17 protein-coding genes and 2 pseudogenes are annotated in these 21,538 nt (G+C 48.6%); 13 read left to right on the top strand and 6 right to left on the bottom strand.

Annotation, left to right across the window (positions count from 1 at the left end; genetic code table 11):
* Positions 1-37 precede the first annotated feature (37 nt).
* Positions 38-1,516: a di-heme oxidoredictase family protein gene (locus H6F88_RS20015; protein ID WP_190644489.1), complete on the top strand. Its 1,479-nt coding sequence runs from the start codon at positions 38-40 to the stop codon at positions 1,514-1,516.
* 90 nt (positions 1,517-1,606) lie between these two features.
* On the opposite strand, the gene H6F88_RS20010 is transcribed toward H6F88_RS20015, so the two are convergent.
* Together H6F88_RS20010 and H6F88_RS20005 are read right to left on the bottom strand one after the other, a co-directional pair.
* On the bottom strand, positions 1,607-2,281 hold the full coding sequence (locus tag H6F88_RS20010) for a Fe2+-dependent dioxygenase (RefSeq protein ID WP_190644488.1): 675 nt from the start codon (positions 2,279-2,281) through the stop codon (positions 1,607-1,609).
* Positions 2,282-2,450: 169 nt separating this feature from the next.
* A complete protein-coding gene (locus tag H6F88_RS20005; RefSeq protein ID WP_190644487.1) occupies positions 2,451-2,933 on the bottom strand; it encodes a DUF2243 domain-containing protein in 483 nt (160 codons plus the stop codon).
* 234 nt (positions 2,934-3,167) lie between these two features.
* On the opposite strand from H6F88_RS20005, the gene crtO reads away from it, so the two are divergent.
* From crtO to H6F88_RS19990, 3 genes are all read left to right on the top strand, one after another.
* Positions 3,168-4,859, top strand: a complete 1,692-nt coding sequence (crtO, locus tag H6F88_RS20000; protein WP_190644486.1) for a beta-carotene ketolase CrtO — start codon at positions 3,168-3,170, stop codon at positions 4,857-4,859.
* Between the two features lie 599 nt (positions 4,860-5,458).
* The gene (locus H6F88_RS19995; RefSeq protein WP_190644485.1) at positions 5,459-6,262 is read left to right on the top strand and encodes an iron-containing redox enzyme family protein; all 804 of its coding nucleotides are present in this window, start codon (positions 5,459-5,461) and stop codon (positions 6,260-6,262) included.
* A gap of 79 nt (positions 6,263-6,341) precedes the next feature.
* On the top strand, positions 6,342-7,268 hold the full coding sequence (locus H6F88_RS19990; protein ID WP_190644484.1) for a glycosyltransferase family 2 protein: 927 nt from the start codon (positions 6,342-6,344) through the stop codon (positions 7,266-7,268).
* Between the two features lie 52 nt (positions 7,269-7,320).
* Here H6F88_RS19990 and H6F88_RS19985 read toward each other — a convergent pair whose 3' ends face one another.
* On the bottom strand, positions 7,321-8,490 hold the full coding sequence (locus H6F88_RS19985; protein WP_190644483.1) for a zinc-dependent alcohol dehydrogenase: 1,170 nt from the start codon (positions 8,488-8,490) through the stop codon (positions 7,321-7,323).
* Positions 8,491-8,700: 210 nt separating this feature from the next.
* On the opposite strand from H6F88_RS19985, the gene cobN reads away from it, so the two are divergent.
* Together cobN and H6F88_RS19975 are read left to right on the top strand one after the other, a co-directional pair.
* Complete coding sequence (cobN, locus tag H6F88_RS19980) at positions 8,701-12,567, top strand: cobaltochelatase subunit CobN (RefSeq protein ID WP_190644482.1); 3,867 nt, start codon at positions 8,701-8,703, stop codon at positions 12,565-12,567.
* 381 nt (positions 12,568-12,948) lie between these two features.
* A pseudogene (locus tag H6F88_RS19975) lies at positions 12,949-13,305 on the top strand (hypothetical protein); the annotation flags it as partial.
* A 347-nt stretch (positions 13,306-13,652) separates the two neighbouring features.
* On the opposite strand, the gene H6F88_RS34105 reads toward H6F88_RS19975, so the two are convergent.
* Positions 13,653-13,775 (bottom strand): hypothetical protein, encoded by a 123-nt coding sequence (locus H6F88_RS34105; RefSeq protein WP_277882207.1) that lies wholly within the window; start codon positions 13,773-13,775, stop codon positions 13,653-13,655.
* 48 nt (positions 13,776-13,823) lie between these two features.
* On the opposite strand from H6F88_RS34105, the gene H6F88_RS19970 reads away from it, so the two are divergent.
* Positions 13,824-15,470 carry a tetratricopeptide repeat protein gene (locus H6F88_RS19970; RefSeq protein WP_190644481.1) on the top strand — a complete coding sequence of 549 codons (1,647 nt, stop codon included), beginning with the start codon at positions 13,824-13,826 and terminating at the stop codon, positions 15,468-15,470.
* A gap of 77 nt (positions 15,471-15,547) precedes the next feature.
* Here H6F88_RS19970 and H6F88_RS19965 read toward each other — a convergent pair whose 3' ends face one another.
* Together H6F88_RS19965 and H6F88_RS19960 are read right to left on the bottom strand one after the other, a co-directional pair.
* Positions 15,548-16,780 (bottom strand): M20 family metallopeptidase, encoded by a 1,233-nt coding sequence (locus H6F88_RS19965; RefSeq protein ID WP_199333707.1) that lies wholly within the window; start codon positions 16,778-16,780, stop codon positions 15,548-15,550.
* Positions 16,781-16,893: 113 nt separating this feature from the next.
* Positions 16,894-17,409, bottom strand: coding sequence for a GNAT family N-acetyltransferase (locus H6F88_RS19960; protein ID WP_190644480.1), 516 nt, complete (start codon positions 17,407-17,409; stop codon positions 16,894-16,896).
* A 214-nt stretch (positions 17,410-17,623) separates the two neighbouring features.
* Between H6F88_RS19960 and H6F88_RS19955 the strand changes: the two genes are divergently transcribed.
* From H6F88_RS19955 to H6F88_RS19930, 6 genes and pseudogenes are all read left to right on the top strand, one after another.
* Positions 17,624-18,319 (top strand): hypothetical protein, encoded by a 696-nt coding sequence (locus H6F88_RS19955; RefSeq protein WP_199313827.1) that lies wholly within the window; start codon positions 17,624-17,626, stop codon positions 18,317-18,319.
* A gap of 40 nt (positions 18,320-18,359) precedes the next feature.
* Positions 18,360-18,815, top strand: coding sequence for a hypothetical protein (locus H6F88_RS19950; protein WP_190644479.1), 456 nt, complete (start codon positions 18,360-18,362; stop codon positions 18,813-18,815).
* Between the two features lie 6 nt (positions 18,816-18,821).
* Entirely contained in the window at positions 18,822-20,552 is a 1,731-nt protein-coding gene (locus H6F88_RS19945) for a serine/threonine-protein kinase (protein WP_190644478.1), read from the top strand.
* A gap of 10 nt (positions 20,553-20,562) precedes the next feature.
* Positions 20,563-20,772 (top strand): annotated as a pseudogene (locus H6F88_RS33480) (nucleotidyltransferase family protein); the annotation flags it as partial.
* Positions 20,769-21,122 (top strand): HepT-like ribonuclease domain-containing protein, encoded by a 354-nt coding sequence (locus H6F88_RS19935; protein ID WP_190644477.1) that lies wholly within the window; start codon positions 20,769-20,771, stop codon positions 21,120-21,122. The pseudogene H6F88_RS33480 and the gene H6F88_RS19935, both read left to right, overlap by 4 nt.
* A gap of 103 nt (positions 21,123-21,225) precedes the next feature.
* Positions 21,226-21,501, top strand: a complete 276-nt coding sequence (locus tag H6F88_RS19930; protein ID WP_190644476.1) for a UBP-type zinc finger domain-containing protein — start codon at positions 21,226-21,228, stop codon at positions 21,499-21,501.
* Positions 21,502-21,538: the final 37 nt, after the last annotated feature.

Below are 21,538 nucleotides of genomic sequence, written 5' to 3'. Positions count from 1 at the left end.
CACGGTAGGAAATGAGAGGAGAGGAAATAGGGAAGCAATGGTAAGACAATCGATTCAGGGGAATAACAGAGAGCCATCTCACCACTCAAAGCAGAGACTCAGTTTCTCTGTACGCCCTATTCTCTTTCCTCAGCGCCATCTCATTCTGGGATTCGTGGCTGCGATCGCCGGAATCTTCCTCTCTACGCTGCTCCACCTGCCAGCACAGTCCCAAATATCACCCCCCTTGGCAGGAGGGGAAACAACCATCCAAAATCGCACTTCTCGTGCCTTTGAACAGCCTGCTCCAAACCTGGATGCCTATTGGCTTGACCGCCATGCTGTGGGGGATCTGGCTTTTGAAGCGGCGTTTGTGACAGCACCCGCCAACGTCAATCCAGGTTTGGGCCCCCTATTCAACGGCACATCCTGTGCTGGATGCCACATCAAAAATGGGCGAGGAATGCCAGAAAAAGGGCAGCGAGTCGTGCGCCTTAGCCAACTAACTGTTGAGCAGACAGCCGAGAATTCTGGCGCTCCCCCTGAATCCGGCTCTTTCCATGCCTTGGAAACCGAAGCACCAGGAGAAAATATATTACCCGTCCTGGGAATTGGTACTCAGGTGCAGGAACAAGGCGTATATGGATATGAACCAGAAGCGGTGGTGCAGTTAGACTGGCAAGAACAGCAGGGCACCTATGGAGATGGCACCGCTTACTCGTTGCGATCGCCCCAAATACAACTGTCCCTCTGGGATGGCACACCTTTTCCAGAAGGGGTCGCTATTTCCAACCGAATTCCTCAACCTGTCTTTGGGGCGGGACTATTAGAAGCGGTTCCAGAATCTGAAATTTTAGGGTTAGCAGACCCTGAAGATGGCGATCGCGACGGCATCTCTGGTCGCCCAAATCGAGTGTGGGATGTAGTTCAGCAAGCCGAGGCATTGGGGCGATTTGGCTGGAAAGCAAACACACCCACCTTGCTACAGCAGTCCGCATCCGCCTACGTTAATGACATGGGGGTTACCAATCCCCTGTTTCCAGACACAGATAACACCCAGGATATTAACCAAGACATCCTCGAAGCGGCTGCGGTCTACGTGCAAACAATCGCGGTTCCTGCTCGTACCCTGTTAGACAGTCCACAGGTGCAGCAAGGAGAACGGTTGTTTGCTGCGAACTGTGCTTCCTGCCATGTGGCTGAGCTACACACAGGCGAACACGAAATTCCAGCTTTGACGAACCAAACCATTCATGCCTACACCGACCTGTTGTTACACGATATGGGAAGCAAGTTAGCAGATGGTCGTCCCGACTTTCTTGCTGACGGAAATGAGTGGCGAACACCACCCTTATGGGGCGTTGGACTGACGCAAACTGTATTACCCTATTCGGGTTATCTACATGACGGTCGTGCCCGCACCCTGGAAGAAGCTATTCTTTGGCACGGGGGCGAAGCCGCTACCGCAAAAGAGTCTTTTCGCACCCTATCAGCAGAAGACCGTGCTGCCTTGATTCAGTTTTTGCGATCGCTTTAGTCCACTTTCCTAGACTTAGGATAGGAGAAAAAAGGGACAAGGAAAAGCCTTGTCCCTTTTCTCTCCTATCCCGTATGACTCAGCTATAAGTCACACCTCAACCCACTTTCTCAGTAAATTCGCATGAGTTTTAGAGAGCAAATCAAACTCTCTCGTTTTTCCCTGTTGCTTGAACAATGCCTGCCGTGCCGTATCCAGGTCAAACAAGATTTCTCGCTCCTGCGGGTCACGGATCAAGCTTTGCACCCAACTGACTGCCGCCAAACGTACTCCACTCGTGACCGTTTCAACCCAATGAAGTGTAGAAGATGGATAAACGATCATGGCACCTGCCTCTAGTTTGTAGGGTTGTTCGCCTTGAGTGCTGTCGATTACCAGTTCACCCCCCTGATACTCTTCTGGTGAGTTAAGAAACAGCGTAAAGGAGACATCCGATCGCATCAACTGCTGTTGAGAATTCATCAATGCATCGTCGGTGTGGACCCCATAAGCCATACCAGTTTGGTAGCGGCTGATCAGCATTGGGTGAATTCGCTTTGGACGCACCGCCATCTGAAATAACCGATTGCGCTGCAACGCTGCGCTAATCAGCTTGCGAATATCATCCAGTTCTGGTGCGTCTTTGGGAAGTTGAGTGTTGTGCTTGACCAGGCTGGCGTGCCAACCTGCTGTTGTTTTGCCATCGACAAACTCAGCTGCTTCAACCATTGACGTAATTTTGCTTAGTTCATCAGGCGTTAAGACATCGCCAATGCATACAATCATGCAACGTTAGATTAGTTGAGAATACTCCCTCTAGCGTATCTTGATACTGGCAATTTGATAGCAATCTTTGCTTCGCCCACCTACGCTTAATCCACTGTTTTAGCCATGCTTTAAAGCAGGAGTTGGGTTCCGCTCTGCTCCACGCGACCTACATCAGAAGATTTGTCAGTCAATCAGCCGTTTCTGCATTCTGCTTGCCAGACTGCAAAGTCAACCAACCGATCGCCAAAATTACAGCGTTAACGATTAGAAAGCCTATATCCCAAGCCAACTCATGGGGACCTGACTTAACATGATGAATTCCTAAAACTTGATGGTCGAGGATGCCTTCAACTACGTTAAATAGTCCAAAACCCAGCACAAAAGCACCGAGAAAAGTTTGCGTGGAAAAAATTACGTTGCCCTGCCTGCCTGCCCGCCAAAGCAAAAAAATTCCTGTCAGTGTAATCAGCCAATCTGCCAGATGAAACAGCCCATCTCCAAGCGTGTTTAACTCTAATCCCGAAACGGTTGTATCGGTGGCAACACTGCTAAACATGTGATGCCATTGCAGCAGTTGATGCAACACAATGCCGTCAAAAAATCCTGCTTGCCCAATACCCAAGACTATTCCCGCTAAAACGATGGGGCGATGGGTAAGAGTCTTCTCCACTAGCTTTCCCTGATCTACGTTCAACACAAGTTTTAAAGGTGTTTAGTTTCATTCCGACAGGCAAGTTGAATTTGACCAACTCTCCAAAGACGTAGATCTTTGAGATTCTCATAAAGTTGTTACTAATTGCAAACTTCCCTCTTCAGTCAGAGGTCCAGCATTGCTCCAACAACCTACGTTTGGAATCACGATTAAATTGACATCGTCGGTTAGTAGGTTGGGGAAACGGTTTAGATGGAATTTGATGTTGTTGTCATTGGGGCAGGTCACAACGGTTTAATTTGTGCTGCCTACTTATTAAAGGCAGGTTATCGAGTACTGTTGCTGGAAAAACGAGAGTTTCCGGGTGGAGGAGCAACCACAGAAGAGCTACTGCCAGAAGACGCTCCTGGTTTTCGGTTTAATCCTTGTGCGATCGACCATATCTTTATCCATCTTGGCCCCGTTGTTCAAGAATTAGAGCTGCATCGATACGGGTTAGAGTATCTGTTCTGCGATCCGGTTGTTTTTTGTCCGCATCCAGACGGCAAATACTTTCTGGCTCACCGCTCAGTTGAAAAAACATGCGCTGAAATTGCACGATATAGCGCTCGTGATGCTCAGAAGTATGCTGAATTTACTGACTTTTGGCAACGTGTAATTGGGATGTTGACTCCTGTTTTTAATGCACCTCCCAAATCCATTGTTAACATTCTGAGTAACTATGACATCGGCAAGATTAAAGACGTATTCTCGCTGGTTGGTTCACCAAACAAAACGTTGGATCTGGTCCGTACCATGTTCACCAGTCCAATGGATGTAATTGATGAGTACTTTGATTCAGAGTTCCTGAAAGCTCCTCTGGCTCGACTAGCGGCTGAACTCAGCACTCCTCCTTCTCAAAAGAACATGGCTATTGGCTCGATCATGATGTCGTTGCGGCATGACCCTGGCATGGCACGACCTAGAGGTGGAACTGGGGCATTAACAGAGGCGTTGATTCGACTGGTGCAAAGCTTGGGCGGTACGATTTTGACCGACCAGCAGGTTAAGCGAATTCTGGTAGATGATGGTCGAGCCGTAGGGGTGCAGCTTGCCAACGGGCAGGAATACCGGGCAAAGCAAGGTGTTATTTCTAGTCTGGATGCAAAACGTACCTTTTTACATTTAATGGATGAGGCGGACGTCAAAGCTGCTGATGCCCAGTTGGGCGATCGCCTCTCTCGTCGCATCGTCAACCACAATGAAGCCATTCTCAAGATTGACTGTGCTTTATCAGAAGCGCCTCGCTTTGAACATCACAATCACCAGGATGAGTACTTGATTGGATCTGTTTTAATTGCAGATTCAGTTAATCAGGTAGAAGTTGCTCACACTGATCCAAACGTCGGTAAGATTCCACTCGAAGATCCTTCGATGTATGTGGTGGTGCCAACCATGCTTGACCCCTCAATGGCTCCTCCCGGTAAACACACGTTGTGGATTGAATATTTCGTGCCCTACGAAATTGCTGGAGCGGCAGGTACGGGAATAAAAGGTACGGGTTGGACGGAAGAGCTAAAGAATCAGGTCGCCGATCGCGTCCTTGACAAGCTAGCAGAATATGCTCCCAATGTTAAGAGCAGTATCATTGCGCGCCACATTGAAAGTCCACCAGACCTAGAAGAACGGCTAGGAATGCTGAAGGGCAACTACTATCATTTAGATATGACTTTCGATCAAATGATGTTTTTCCGTCCGTTGCCAGAACTGGCTAATTACGCCACACCGATTTCAGGCTTGTTTCTGACAGGTGCTGGAACTCATCCGGGCGGCTCTGTTTCGGGAATGCCAGGACGTAACTGTGCTAGGGTATTTTTACAACATCAGCGATCGATAACCAAAACGCTAGCTAATGCTGGAACTTCTCTAAAATTGACGGCAAAATCAGTCTTTAACCTGCCCTAAAAATTTGCTTGAAGCCCTTTTCCTTAGAGACTTTTAAGGTGATAAGAGTAAAGTGTTTCGAGATAGCTTGTGAGCGGGAACACAAGCATACTTAACATAGATAAGCGTAAGACACCACCTTTGGATCTAGATTAAACAAAAAGGTGAACTGTACAGTGTAAGGGTAATCAACATAACGTGTAAACACTCTCTATCCTGTTACTTCACTCGTCTGGATGCTCAAGGGAATGTTTGCAAAGCCGCAAAATATTATGGTTTCCGCTCTTAAGGCTCCCAAAATAGGATATTCTCGCAGCAATCAATTAGATATTGCAAACTATGCGCAAGCTGAAAAGTATCTAGACAGTCTATTTAAGCAGAATTCTAATCAAGTTCTATCTCTATCTTCACAGGTAGAGTTCTTTCAAAATACGGTGTCTGAAGCGATACTAAAAGCATTTGCATCTGTATTGTCAGGAGCAGATAGAAAAACACCAGGTTCGCACCTTGCTCATCGATTTTTACAGAGAATTCTGTATCAGATCAACGTTCAGCTTAGTCGTCTTAACGCTGATCATTCACAGTTTCTTACGCACGAATGCAGCACTTACTTACACAGTTTGCGGAACCAGATTGAAAAGGTTTGGCAACGGTGGGAATTAGCTCAGTTTGAGCTTGATGCATTAAAAAAAGTGAGTGTTGAAAAAACACTAAATGAGCGAATTGCAGCGGATTCAAATTCTATTTCGGCTGAAAATGATCGTTTCTTTCGCACTCAAATGACTCAGGCTGGCTATCAACGCTTGCTGGCGATCGCCTCTATAGACGGATTAGCCGCAGTCAGTCATCTTTGTCGTACTCTAAACGCAACCAGTAAAGATCACTCCATACCAACTGAATTCACAAGGTTATTTCTTCAAGAAAATTACCTTGCCCCTTTAAACCGTCAATATTCTACTTATTTCAACAAGATGCTTGCCGCCCTTGGTATGGATACAGAACCAGAAACCTATTTTGATGTGGTTCCGTGGGAAGTGTTTGCTCTGCACAATCAAGCCTTTCTGCTGACCCGAGAAAAAAATTATCTTCTCCAGTATGTAGGTGGATTGCTCTATCTGGAGGTTGCGGTGCCAGCAGCATTTACTCACTATCAAGTAGCTGCCCAGCGTCTCAGGCTCCCATCGGTTGTAATTAACTATTGGGATTTACATACACGGCTTCATACAGAAGATGGTTACCAAATGTTGGATAAGGTTGTCCTACCTGTGGCAAACCAATGTCCTCAACAGGCTTGGGAACTAGTTTTAGGATATGACCAGCAGCGAGCAATGAGTAGACGAGCGGTGGCAGCGATCGCCTCTTCTGTGAGAGCCGCAGAACGAGCAGAACGAGCCATCGCGAAATCTTCCGGAGCAAAAAATTAGGAGTATTTAATTAGCTAGGAGTACCAATATGATTCCCTGTTGCACTTACCTCCTGCCAATTCGCAGGGTAAGCGTATCAATGGCGGAGTTAGCGGACTTTGCTAACTACTTTCAGATGTTAGCTGAGGCGGGTTGTGAAGTATTAGTTGTTGATGGTTCACCTCCCAATGTTTTTGCAGAAAATGAGCGGGTATGGGGCAAGTTATGTCGCCATGTTACGGTTGATCCGCAATACCCTTACCTGAATGGAAAGGTGAATGGAATCCACACTGGGGTTGCGCTGACGGACTGTGAGCGCATCATTGTCGGAGACGACGACATTCGCTACACACCCGAAAATGTAGCTCGAATGGTTGCCTTGCTTGAGCAGTATGAACTGGTGCGTCCCCAAAACTACTTCAAACCGCTACCCTGGTGGGGAAGGCTAGAAGCAGCTCGAATGTTGCTCAACCGAGGCATCTTACCAACCGGCGATTATCCCGGAACCTGTGGTTTCAGACGCAGTACGATGCTGCGAGTGGGTCACTACGACGGAGACGTGCTGTTTGACAACGAGGAAATGGTGCGTCACTTTGTCGTAAAAGGAGCAAGTATCGGTTACGCCACAGACTTCTTTATCCAAAAGCTTCCTCCAACCCTGCAAAAATGGTGGGAACAACGCCCTCGTCAGGCTTACGAAGATTTTGTCATGCGATTTAAGACGACCCTATTTCTAGCACTCATTCCCGTTGGCATTCTGCTGGCGTGGCTTTGGGGTACAAAAGTAGCGTTGGGGTATGGACTGGGAGTGGCGATCGCCTCTATCCTCATCGCGTTTAAAGGACGCAGCGGAGCCGAGCCATTTTTCCCAATTAACATCTGTTTTTTTGCGCCACTTTGGGTAATGGAGCGATCGCTAAGTATATATTGGGCGGGTTACTGGTGGCTGGTTCACAAAGGTTATCCCTTTGGTGACAAAGTCATTGCTAAAGGCACAGGGCGAGACTGGATAGCAGGGGCAAGATAGGAAAAATGCAGGTGGCATCGCTCACCTGCATTTTTCTTACGTGTCATAATTGTTAGGGTTTCAACAAGACTTTGATACAGTTATCTTTTTTGTGCTTAAAGATCTCGTAGCCTTGCTTTGCTTCCTCTAGTGGTAAATGATGAGTAAACACAACGGAGGGATCAATTTCTCCCTTCTGAACGCGATCGACCAGCATGGGAATGTACTTTTGTCCAAACATCTGCCCCATGCGGAAGGTTAGTCCTTTGTTCATCGCTGCGCCCATCGGCATCTTGTCAAGGAAGCCTGCATAAACTCCCATAATCGACAGGGTGCCGCCCTTAGCACAGGACACAATCATCTGCCGCAATACGTGGGGGCGATCGGTTTCCAGTCGCACAGACTGCTTGGCTTTGTCATAGAATCCTTCTAAACCCATACCGTGGGCTTCCATGCCGACGGCATCGACGCAGGCATCGGGACCGCGACCGCCCGTCATTTCCTTGAGTGCTTCCCCTGCGTCTACTTCTTCGTAATTAATCACTTCGGCCTTGCCAAACTCTTGCGCCATTTTCAGTCGCTCAGGGATGCGATCGATCGCAATCACTCTTTCCGCTCCCAACATGTAAGCGCTACGCATCGTGAATAGCCCTACTGGGCCACATCCCCAAACGGCAACGATATCTCCTGGCTGGATGTTACACAAGTCTGCTCCCATAAAGCCTGTCGGGAAGGCATCGGAGATTGGCAACAACTGTTCATCGCTAAGTTCTTTAGGAACGGGAATTGCACCATGATCAGCAAAGGGAACGCGCACATATTCTGCCTGCGCGCCTGCATAACCGCCAAACAAGTGAGAATAGCCAAAAATGCCCGCTGTGCCAAAACCAAACAACGGTTCTTGCATCCAGCTATTAGGGTTGGAGTTATCACAGAGCGACCACTTTTGATGCTGGCAATAGCGACACTGACCGCAGCCAATGATCGAAGAGACAACGACGCGATCGCCTATTTTCAGCTTCCTGACTTCTGAACCAATCTCGACTACTTCCCCCATAAACTCATGACCGATGATATCTCCTGCTTGCATAGAGGGAATATAGCCATCGTAAATATGTAAATCAGAACCACAAATGGTAGTGGCTGTTACCTTCAGAATGGCATCACGGGGGTTGAGAATCTTAGGATCAGGAACTGTCTCAACTCGAACATCATTGGCACCATGCCAGCATACTGCTTTCATTAGCTCACAGGAGATAAATTAGATTTTGATACCTGTCAAGGTAACAAGTGCTGATTGAGGCTATCGTCTTCCTTTGGAAGGAGAGTCCTGCCGTATTGTGGTAAAGTGGGCAACGCTCATTGTTTAGCCAGCATCGTAGGTTGGTTTGCGCATTCGCTTCACCCAACCTACATTTTCATCAACACCAAGTAACACAAGTAACTTTCATTTATGCATCGTATTGCTGCAACTCCGGGAGGATGGAATCCTGAAACTGAGGGTGTTGTTTTTATCGAACAAAATCCGGCTCCGCTGGTATTTTTAACAGCGGCTGATACAGAGATTCAAACGTTGGCAAAAGCATTGCCCCTACTTCCATCTGGCTTTCCAGAGTTGCGAGTCAGCAATCTGCTACAGCTTCAGCAGCAGTTGAGTATCGATACTTATGCTGAGGAGGTGTTGACAGAAGCAAAAGTAATTGTCCTGCGCTTACTTGGAGGAAGAGCTTATTGGTCTTACGGGTTGGAAGTGGTGAAACAAACAGTAGAGGAAACTGGAGCCGCTCTGTTTGTTTTACCGGGAGACGATCGCCCTGACCCTGACCTGATCAGCCACTCCACCGTTCCACTCACTGCCGTTAATCAACTCTGGCGCTACCTGATCGAAGGCGGCATCGAAAACACCATTAACGCCTTCAAATTCATCGCAAACACCAGTTTGGGTCAGCACTACGATCTGCGTCCCGCCCAACCTATTCCGCGTGTAGGTTTGTATGAATGGCGACCCCTTGCGAGTATCTCTCCGAGATCGCCCCAACCCCCAACCCCCAACCCCCAAATCGGTATTCTCTTCTACCGAGCCCACTACCTTTCTGGCAACACTGCCCCGATTGATGCCCTCTGTCAAGCATTAGTCGAACGACAATTAGAACCAGTCCCTGTCTTCGTATCTTCCCTACGCGATCCAGATGTGCAAACCGATTTACTCACTCACTTTCAGCTTAAGGATGGGTGTCCAATTCAGGTGTTGCTCAACGCCACCAGTTTTTCATTGGCTCGACTAGATAGTGAAACGCCCAATGTAGACCTGTGGAAACAGTTAGATGTCCCTGTAATTCAAGTCATTCTCAGTGGTGGAACGGTAGAGAAGTGGCGATCGCAGACCAGAGGACTCTCGCCACGAGATGTGGCGATGAATGTGGCATTACCCGAAGTTGATGGACGCATCATCAGTCGTGCCATTTCCTTTAAGACTGTTCAAGTCCGTAACCCATCCTTAGAAACTGATGTGGTGGGCTATGAACCTGTAGACGATCGCATTCAGTTTGTCGCTGACCTGGCCGCAAACTGGGCACATTTGCGTCAAACGCCAGTAGGCGATCGCCGAATTGCACTCATTTTGGCAAACTACCCCACTCGTGACGGTCGCCTTGCCAATGGGGTTGGGTTAGATACTCCGGCAAGCTGCATCGAAATTCTCAAAGCTTTAAAACAAGCAGGTTACTCTATTGAAAATATTCCCGCATCAGGCGACGAACTGATTCAACGCCTTACTCAAGGCATCACCAACGATCCCGAAGGACAAGACCTACGCCAAATTCATCAAAGCCTTCCTTTAGAGGACTATCAAAAGTATTTCGCCACCCTTCCCAAAGCCGTTCAGCAGGGCATTGGCGATCGCTGGAACACCCCACTTTCCCACTTTCCGATCTCCGGACTCCAACTCGGCAACATCTTCATCGGCATTCAACCTGCTCGTGGCTACGACCTTGATCCATCATTGAACTATCACGCGCCCGATTTAGAGCCGACTCATGAGTATTTAGCTTTTTATCACTGGCTGCGATCGCACTTTAAAGCGCAGGCGATCGCCCACATCGGCAAACACGGCAACCTGGAATGGCTCCCCGGCAAAGGAGTTGCGCTCTCCGAAACCTGTTATCCCGAAGTTGCATTAGGTGCATTACCTCACCTTTATCCATTTATTGTGAATGATCCGGGTGAAGGGGCACAGGCAAAACGTCGCGCCCAAGCAGTGATTCTCGATCACCTCACACCACCGATGACTCGTGCCGAACTTTATGGGGCTTTGCAGCAGCTAGAAGGCTTGATTGATGAATATTATGAGGCGCAAAGCCTTGACCCAACTCGGTTATCTGTAATTAGCGATCGCATCACTGCACTGGTGCTTCAGGAAAACCTACATCAAGATTTGGGAGTACAAAATGACAACCTGGAAACGATCGATCAGTCCCAACTAAAAACCTTTATCTCAGAATTTATCACACGTGCTGATAGCTATCTGTGTGAACTCAAAGAAGCCCAAATTCGTGACGGTCTACACATTTTTGGGAAATGTCCTCAGGGGCGACAACTGCGAGATTTAATTGTGGCGATCGCTCGTCATCCAGGGCAAGGCAGATTAGGGTTAACTCGTGCGATCGCTCAACACTGGCAGCTCGACTTTGACCCCCTCACCGCCAACCCTGCTGATTCCCTCTCATCTTTAGGAACTGTTTTTTGGAACGCGATGTGTTCAAAAAATTCATCCTCTCAATCCCCTACGCATCGCACTGTTGGTGACGCAATCGAACAGCTTGAGCAGCTCGCCGCTAGCCTGGTTGAATCCCTTCTAACTCCTGACTTTGATCGATCTGAAGATGTTTTTGAGCGTGAAGTCTTCGATTTCACGCTCAAAAACACTGCTTCGTTAAGCAATATTCCCGACCTCCACTGGATCGCCACTCACCTTCTCCCCAGCCTCCAACAAACCGAACAAGAAATCACTCACTTCCTGCATGGACTAGATGGGCGTTATGTTCCCAGTGGAGCCTCTGGCGCACCCACTCGTGGCCGCCCTGAAGTACTCCCGACTGGACGCAACTTTTACTCCGTAGACATTCGTGCCATTCCCACTGAAAGCGCCTGGGATGTCGGACGCAAAGCGGCTGAAGCGCTGATCGAACAGTACACTCAGGAACATGGCGATTATCCAAAAACACTAGCGTTATCGATTTGGGGAACCTCCACCATGCGAACGGGGGGAGATGATCTGGCAGAAGCACTGGCGCTGTTAGGAGTTCGACCTGTTTGGGATGGGTCAGCCCGAAGAGTCGTGGACTTTGAGGTTTTGCCGCTATCTGTCTTAAGTCGTCCCCGTGTGGATGTCACTTTGCGGATCTCAGGTTTCTTCCGCGATGCCTTTCCTAACTTAATCGACCTGTTTGACCAGGCTGTGAGAGCAGTTGCAGCACTCAATGAACCCGCTGAGCAAAATCCACTGGCAGCTCAGGTACAGCAAGAAGTAGAAACCTGGCAGACAGCCGGATTGACCCCGGAGCAAGCAGAACGGCGATCGCACTATCGCATCTTCGGCTCAAAACCGGGTGCCTATGGAGCCGGACTACAGGGACTGATCGAATCGCAAAACTGGACAGACGACCAAGATCTTGCCCGTGCCTACATTAACTGGAGCAGCTACGCCTACACCGGACAGGGAGAAGCCCGAACCGACCCAGAAGCCTTCAAACAGCGACTACAACAGCTTCAGGTCGTGTTGCACAACCAGGACAACCGCGAACATGATTTACTCGACTCCGATGATTACTACCAGTTTCAGGGTGGGTTGACTGCTGCGGTGCGATCTCTGACCGGCGCAAATCCCACCACTTATTTTGGCGATCACTCGTTGCCCGAAAATCCGAAAATTCGTAAACTTCAGCAGGAAATTGCCAAAGTTTACCGTTCTCGTGTGGTGAATCCGAAATGGATTGCGGGTGTGATGCGTCACGGCTACAAAGGTGCTTTTGAGATGGCTGCAACGGTGGACTACCTGTTTGCTTACGATGCAACCACTCACTGCGTTGAAGACCACATGTATCAGGGCATTGCTCAGGCTTACCTGTTTGATTCTGAAGTTCAACAGTTCGTTGAGCAAAAGAACCCTTGGGCTTTACGCGATATGGCAGAGCGACTGCTGGAAGCGAATCAGCGAGGACTATGGCAGAACGTTCCAAATAAAACGTTGGATGAATTGAAGGCGATCGCCCTTCAAGCTGAAGCAGTAATTGAAAGCAATACAGATAACCAGTTTCGTTAGCTTCCTGCAAGTTTAGAGTACTTCACTAGTAACTTCAGCAAGACCTGCATAAGTGGAGCAACTTTAGTTAAGCATCAGTGAGGGGCGATCGCTACACTCATCACATTCCCACCTGGAGAAACATTTGGTATTGCTGATCTGATGCATGAATTTCGTAAGGGCGTTTCGCGAAACGCCCTTACAGGAGAATGGATACCTGTGAATCATCTTTAGCAACGCCAAACAATTTACCCCAACATTTAGGTTTTCTCTGAGGGGATGATTCATCATGCCAAGAAGGAGTATTCAATGACAACAGTTGAAACCAATGAGAGCTTACTCAAACCTGATGCAGCGCAAAAGAAAAAATCCTTCAAACTAAGCCTTCAACAAAAGAATTGGATTTTATCCTTTCACATTGGCTTTGCGGCACTCTGGACTGGCACAGTTCTCAGTATGTTTCTAATTTCGCTAAGAAACCAGAACACCGTGAACTCAGACATTCTCTTTGCCCTGAATTCAGCGATTAATTTGCTTGATGATGTGATTGTGATTCCTGCGGCAATTGGTTCAGTGGTGACCGCAACTATCCTTTGCTGGCAAACTAACTATGGCTTCTTCAAATTTTATTGGGTCATTGCCAAGTGGATTTTGACGACTGGTTTGATGATTTTTGGCACTTTTTGGCTATTCCCCTGGGGAAACACGGCTGAAGGAATTGCATTATCAGAGGGATTAAATGCGTTCCAGAATCCTATTTAACGTGAGTTCGGGATAAGAAATCGTCAGAACCCCTGATTTTTCGTACCTCATTTCGTTGCAGTGAATCAAGCTATTGTCAGCAAGGTCCACAGATGCAATTTTTCTCAATAAACAACCTTATTGAGAAGAGCCTACAGCAATACCCTTTGCCTAAAGCCTTTTATACCAAACCTTGCAGCGTTTAGCTTAACCCGAACTCACGTTATTTATAGGTTTGATGCTGAAGGAATTCTGATTGGATCAGTGCTTCAAGTCTCATTCCTGTTCATAATCATTGCAATCTCTACCCTGAAGCCTTGGGGAAGACGAATTGCTAAATCTAAAGAAACACAAGAGTAGTACTATCAAATCCGTTTAATTTGCCCTCTGACTTGTTGAGCAATCTTGTGTAATCCAGCGATCGCCTCCACAGATTCTAATTGATTGCGATCGCCTCTTGTTCTTCCCGCAAGAGAATAAAAAACCATTTATACTCAAATTCTTCCCTCAACTAGCAAGAAGGGTAGAGATTGATTATGCTTTCGGTTGCCGTCTTCGTCTTTGTCGGTTGGATTATATCGGTTTGCCTGCACGAATTTGGTCATGCCGTTGTAGCGTATTGGGGCGGCGATACCTCGGTCAAAGAGAAAGGATATTTGACCCTCAACCCGCTGAAATATACTCATCTCTCCTACAGTTTGGTCTTACCCCTTGTATTCTTGCTGATCGGTGGCATTCCCTTACCCGGAGCAGCGGTCTACATTGATGTGAAGCGATTGCGGAGCCGCGCCTGGGAAAGTGCCGTTTCCTTCGCAGGTCCGGCTGCCAGTATCCTGGTCACCTTACTGCTAGCCCTTCCATTTTTTCTAGGACTCGCTCCCGCTGTGCCCAACCACTGGATCTGGGAGGCACTGGCATTTCTGATTCTCCTTCAGGTGGCGGGGGTATTTCTCAACCTGCTGCCTATCCCACCCCTAGATGGCTACGGCATTATCGAACCCTGGCTCGCGGCTAATGTGCGATCGCAGCTTAATGGTTGGAGCCGCTATGGAATCTTTGTCGTCTTTGGTTTGTTGTGGTTTAGCCCAGAGGCAAATCGGGCATTTTGGCAGACCGTCGAGACCGTTAGCACTTCCTTAGGGGTGCCAATGGAGCTGGCTTGGATGGGCTATGACCTATTCAACCAATGGGCAGCAGCCATGCTGGTCAGCTTAATTGTGATTGGGGTAGTGGCGCAACGAGTGATACCAGAACCCCTCCAGCACTGGCAGGAACAGGGCTATCAACTCTTGGAGCAGCAGCACTATGAATCGGCGATCGCCGCTTTTGACCAAGCGATTCGCAAATCTCCCGGTTCGGCTGAAGCCTGGTATCACCGGGGCAATGCTTTGAGGGGGCTACAACGCTATGAAGAGGCGATCGCTGCCTACGACCACGCGATTCAACACCAATCAGGCTACCGAGCCTGGTACATGAAGGGAAACACCTTAGCGGACTTGGGGCAGTATGAGGAAGCGATCGCTGCCTATGATCACGCGATGCAACATCAACCTGATTCGCTCAATTTGGGGTCACTGCGCGGACAACTGTTGACCCAACTCCAGCGACATGAGGAAGCACTCACTACTTACGATCGGCTGCTGCAATTCCACTCTGATCACGCTCACACCTGGATTCGACGGGGAAATGTTTTGCGTCATTTAGAGCGGTATGAAGAAGCGATCGCTGCCTATGATCGGGCGATCGCCCTCCATTCCAATAATTACCTCCCCTGGCTCAATCGCGGCTTGGCTTTAGGGCAACTCCAGCGCCATGAAGAGGAGTTAACTGCCTATCAAACGGCAAAGGAACTGGCTCCTGACGAGGCGGCAGTTGGGTATGCCGTGAGCCAGGTCTTGTTTGACTTGGGTCGCTATGAAGAGGCGATCGCCACCATTGACAAGACAATCTATTCGAATCCTGAGCTTTATCAGTTCTGGTATTTGCGAGGACTCATTCTATTCCATCTGATGCAACCCGAACGGGCGTTAGCTGCTCTTGATCAAGCCATTCAAATTCAGAGCAATGACGCTGATCTGTGGATAGAGCGGAGCAAAGTTCTACACGCTTTGGAACAACATGAAGAGGCGATCGCCAGCTACAATCATGCGCTTCACCTTTCGTCAAAGATAGGGATTGACTAACTCCACTGAGAGAAGATTTAATTCTGCAATGCAACTTTGACGGAATGAGTTCTTACAAAAATAGGAACTCCTGCTGCTCAGCTACACCACCGTTCTGCAATATGAGTATAGATTTCAACTGCTTCCTCAATTTTTGAAACGTAGCAAAACTCATTGGTTTTATGGGCCATTGTAGGTTCTCCAGGGCCCAAGATCACAGTGGGTGGATGACCAAACGCAGGGGTGAATACAGACGCATCCGTAAAGTAAGAAGCTCCTTTAGCAACTGGGGCAGTATCCAGATAGGGTTTAGCAATCTCAAAGATGGTTTTTATCCAGTCGTGAGAGGCTGCTGTTGCAACACTTTGAGCTTGATTAAGGCAAGTAATTTCAACCTCTTCACCTAAAAGCATTTGGAGTTGCTGTTGAATAGCTTGGTGATCCTGTCCTGGAATGGTGCGAATATCGACTCCAATCGTGGTCTCATCGGGAACTGAGTTAATGTTTTGCCCACCAGTAATGGTTCCGACGTTTAAAGTTGGTTTTCCTAAGAAGGGATGAGGCTCAATGCCAAATTCAAAGGACTGTAGTTTGAGAATCACCTGAGCCGCCTTGTAAATGGCGTTGTCTCCCAGTTCTGGCATGGAAGCGTGAGCCGTAATTCCTTTAGTGCGAATGGCAAAGCGAACGGCTCCTTTATGTCCAATCCAGGGGTAGTTGGTGCTGGGTTCACCCACAATCACGGTGCCTGCTTCATCCAGGACATTTCCTAGCCCTGCCAGGTGATACGCGCCTTCGCAACAAGTTTCTTCCCCTGCCGTCAAAATTAATTTCATTCCTGCTTTTCTGCCGGGCTGCTGGGCAAAACGGGAAGCGGCAATGACCATAGCAGCAATGCCAGCCTTCATATCTGAAGATCCTCTGCCGTAGAGTTTGTTTGCTTCGGTTTCACCTGCAAAGGGATCTTTTTCCCATGTGGTTGCTCCGAGCGGCACAGTGTCGATGTGTCCGGTAAAGCAAATGGGTAATTGCTCTTTTTCCCCGTTGAGGTGAGCGACAACAGTGGTGCGATCGCGCGCAAATTCATAACAGCAGGTTTGAAAACCGATGTCTTCCAGCACCTTGGACAGATATTTGGCGCAATCTCGCTCCTGTCCAGGTGGATTGGTGGTGTTAAAGGACAGCAGTTGGCGGGTGAGGGGGAGAGACGTGAGGTTGGTCATTAATTTTGATAAAGTCCGTATAGGGTTCAATCCCGTCTGCATAGCCAAGCGATCGCCTGTTTCCACAGTTTGCTGTATCCTTCCCAGGTGGTGAGGACTTCTGATCACCAGTGGAGTCCAATATCGGATGTCCAGGCGATCGCCCTAACACCAGTATCTTTGCCAGGAATCGTAAATAGAAATAGGTTTACGAGTTTAAAACCTGATTGACGAGCTTGAAATCACGTTTTACTCCGCTCAACCTTAAAAAACGTGAGAGGATTGCCATTTACGATTCTCTCTTCTACTTCTTTCATACCGATTCTCTCGGCAACTTTGCGGGATTCTAGATTTGGGCGATCGCAGCTTGCCACCAAATATTGATAGCCAAGTTCGTCAAAACAATACTCCAGAATCCTGGCTGCGGCTTCGGTTGCATAGCCTTTCTTAGTTGCCTGAGGCAGCAAAGCATAAACCAGTTGGGGCTGTTCCTCCTCAAAGAAGTACCACAAACCCGTCATTCCAATAACTTCCTCATTATCTCTAGTTCTGATTAGCCAAAGCCCAAAGTTTTTCTCGTTAAAGAGCTTTTGACTCTCACTCAACATTTCCTCAACCTGCTGCAAAGCCCAGGACTCGTCATCACACAAATACCTCCTCACATACGGGTCAATAAAGATTTTGTGGAGGACATCAAGCTCTTCTTCTAAAACGGGACTCAGTTGCAATCTCTGAGTCTCAAATACTGGGTTGATCATCCCTTTGCCTGAGTCAACGGCTAGAAACTAGTATTGTCTAAAAATTCGTACTTCAATTCTTACTTTAAAGCTCTACCGAGTTAGGGGTGCATCGAAGAGGGACAGAGTTATGATGTTGTTTGTAGTGTAGGCATCCATTTGACCCTTTGGTGGACATGGCGATCGCACTTCACTGTGAGGATCGAAGCTGCCTACGGTTTGTAGGACTCAATCTATGCGGTTACGATTTAGCCAACTCCTGATTAGCCTTGGAAGTCTTGGATTTGTACTGGGTTTGGGAATGCTGCCCGCACAGGCTCAAGTCTCAAATGGACAAGTTGCGGCGTTGGTCGAAGCGTTGCGCCAGGCATCCCCCCAAACGGGCAACGCCAATGACGGTTTATATAGTGACTGGCAAATCATGGGAGCCAATATTCCCCGCTGGTCAAGATCCTGTCTGGGCAGAGAGCTAACTCCAGCTCAGTTTGAAGCTGACCCCAATGCTGCCCGAAGTGTCGTCACCTGCGTCATGCGTGACGTGCTGCAAGATGAATATCGTGCCAGCAACAATAACGAACTGCTGGCGGTGCGTCGATCTGCCGCTTGGTGGATGCGGGGCGACCCAGAACAATATAACAGCGCCGAAATTTCAGACTACGTGCAGCGAGTCGTAACTGCTTATCAACAGCAAGAAGGACGGGCTGCGGCTGCACCCACTACACCTGCTCAGCCTGCAACGCCACAACAGCGCGCCCCTCAGGACTCTGACTACGATCGCTACATGCGAGCAGGCTATGCCGCAACGCAAGCGAGAGAGTTTGGGACGGCGTTGCTCTATTTCAGAAGGGCTTTGGACGAACGACCGGATGATTCTTACGCCGAGCAGGCGATCGAAAACGTCGAAGATTATCAAGATTCTCGTGCCCAATAGCAATTAGCAATTCATTTTGGTTCACTCATTCACTGAAAATATGAAACGGTTATTGATTGGTTTGACCGCCCTGTGTGCAGTAGTTTCCTTTGCCCCTGTTGCCCTGGCTGTAGAAGATTGGGTTGAGGTTACAGAGAATGAGGTGGGCGATCGCTTCCTGGTCGATCGCAACTCGATTGAAAACCGAGAAGGCATCATCTGGTATTGGGAATATCGAGACTTTCAGGAACCCAACAACGCCTTTGTTGGAGTCGAGCTAGAACAGCCCGTCTATGGCGCACTGGTTTATCGTTCAGTAGATTGCACCAGCCTGGTATCACGGCTCAGACGCATTACCGTTCATGGAAGAGGTAGACAGGTGATTCACCGTGCCGTTTATGATGACAATGGGCGACTAGTGCAACCCATGCGGGGCAGCAGTTCCGCAGAGGTGTTGCAATTCGTCTGTGATCAGGATCAGGCAGATGAAGCAAATGCAACGGATGAGAGCAACTAAAGGGTAATGAACGCGCTAGTAGGCAAATCGCTGCAAGACGGCAAATATATTCTGGAGCAGCCTTTAGGACAGGGTGGGTTTGGCATCACCTTCAAGGCCGTGCATCGAGATTTGAGGCAAGCGGTGGTGATCAAAACCCTTACTCCAGCCAGCCATCAGATCCCACAGTTTGCCGAACTAGAGCGACAATTTCGCGATGAGGCGCGGCGGTTGGCGATGTGTGTTCATCCCAATATTGTGCGGGTGAATGACTTTTTTACCGAAGAGGGCATCCCTTATCTGGTAATGGACTACATTCCCGGTCAAACGTTGGAAGAAGTCGTCTTTCCTGATCATCCATTGCCAGAGGCGATCGCCATTCACTACATTCGCCAGATTGGAGCCGCCTTACAGGTGGTTCACCAAAATGGTTTGCTGCACCGAGACGTAAAGCCGCAAAACATTATTTTACGCCAGGGTACTCAAGAGGTGGTGCTAATTGACTTTGGCATTGCCCGCGAGTTTACCCCCGGCACCACTCAGACCCATACCAGCCTGGTGTCGGTCGGCTACGCGCCAATTGAGCAGTATATGTCGCAGGAAAAACGCACTCCTGCCACCGATGTTTATGGTTTGGCAGCAACGCTATACGCCTTGCTCACCGCAACTGTGCCGATCGCCTCAGTTTTGAGAACCCGCCAAACCCTGCCAGCACCCCGTGAGCTGCAACCTCAAATTAGTCCCGCCGTCAGTCAGGCTGTCTTACGCGGCATGGCAGTCGAGGTGCAATATCGTCCAGCAACCGTCGCAGAATGGCTAACGTTGCTGCCAACTTCCTCAGCTATTGGGATGGCTGCAGGGGAAAACGGAGCTATTCCCAATCCAGATATTCCCCCTTCCCCGACGACCGCAGCAACCGTAGCGGTCGCGCCACGCCAGGTGAATCGGGCTGTCCCAGCTCCTGGTGCAGCTACAGTTGGCCCCGCTAAAAGAACGGTCGGAACTCCTGCTAAAACGGCAGCAGCTATTCCCCCAGTTCAAAAACCTCAACGCTCAAACCGAATGGCACCTCTGCTGTTAGTCGGAGTGGCGATCGCCGCTGCCATCGTTGGCGGAGTCAGTGCAATTGTGACGCGATCGCCCCAGACCGCCCAGGCTCCAGAGCCAACCCCCACCGAAACCCCGATAGACTTTTCTCCACCCGAACCAACCGAACTGTCACCCACTCCAGAAGCTTCTCCTTCACCAGAACCTGAGCCAGAGCCAGAACCACCCATCGCAGAGACTCCAGAACCCAGCCCAGAACCTTCACCGTCACAAAGTCAGCAAGGAACTGCCGCTGCATTATCCGACCGCAGCGTTCCTGGATTCGCTACAGGCACATCAATATCTGAGGTGCAGAGTTTACTCGGTGAGCCAACTCGTTCCAGAGACGGCTACTGGCCCAACACCCGTTCTGACCTATACGAACTGGTGCCCAACCAAGTCACCCTTGCCTACATCTACGACAAAAGCACCGAGCGCATTCGCCAAACCGAAGCCTCCTTTGCCCAATCCGTCGATCCGCTGATGATGCGGGTGACGCTAAACGGAATGCTCAACGGCAGATCGACCGAAGAAATTGACCAAGCCCTAAGCCAAATTCGCGATCGCCAACGCAACGATTTTTCCTTCACCTCTGGCAATTTAGAAGGTGTAATCGAGCGAAATGATAGCGATCGGATTTACATTGGCATCTGGGAGGAAGATTTACATTAACCTGTAAGTCATTTTCGGCTCTTATGTTAGGCAAGAGCAAACAGAAACTAGCGATGTGGATGTGTTAGTAGAGTTCTCTGAAATACCAAGTCTTTTGAAGTTCGTTAACCTAGAGAATTATCTCAGCGACAATCTGGGAATCAAAGTCGAGCTAGTGCACAAATCTGGCTTGAAACCTCGCATTGGAGAACGAGTTTTGGCAGAGGTTGTTTACTTGTGACCACGCGGCACGTGGAGGATTATTTACAGGATATTTTGGATGCTGTCGTCGCGATCGAGCAATTTACAGCAGGGATCGAATTTGAGGCTTTTTCAAGCAATTTGGAAAAAATCTTTGCGGTTCCAAGGGCAATCGAAATTATCGGTGAAGCGGTAAAGCGAATACCAGATTCTGTGAGAGATCAATACCCTGATATTCCTTGGCGGGATATTGCCGGAATGCGAGACAAACTAATTCACGATTATTTCAATACAGATATAGAAATTGTTTGGAAAGCAGTTCTGGAAGACGTACCACAGTTAAAAATAATGATTTCTAAAGTTTTAGCTGATTTGCAAGGTCAGATTTAAGCGATCGCCACCACTTCTCCTCAGTTTAGATTTGCTACCAAACTACAATACTGTATTGCCCAAATTCCTTATAGAATTGCAAGCATCCCAATACCTAACTCCTATGTCTTGCCAACATCTCGGTCAAATCACCCCGGACAACCTAATTCCAAAAGCTAACTATCCAATGTTTCGGTGTGAAGAATGCATTTGGACAAACGATCGCTGGGTACATCTACGAATTTGCCAAAGCTGCGGTAAGATGCTGTGCTGCGACTCTTCTAAAAATCAACACGCCCGTCGTCACTACGAGGAGACTGGGCATCCCATCATTAGTTCAGCAGAACTGGGGGAACAGTGGCTATGGTGTTTTGTCGATAAGCAAATGCAGCAATATTGATACATCGCAGCCCTCAATCAGTTGTAAGATGAGCGGG

This window comes from Oculatella sp. FACHB-28 (assembly GCF_014696015.1).
GTDB lineage: Bacteria > Cyanobacteriota > Cyanobacteriia > Elainellales > Elainellaceae > JAAUTN01.
The sequence above is the reverse complement of the archived record's forward strand: the minus strand, read 5'-3'. Positions and strand labels throughout refer to the sequence as shown.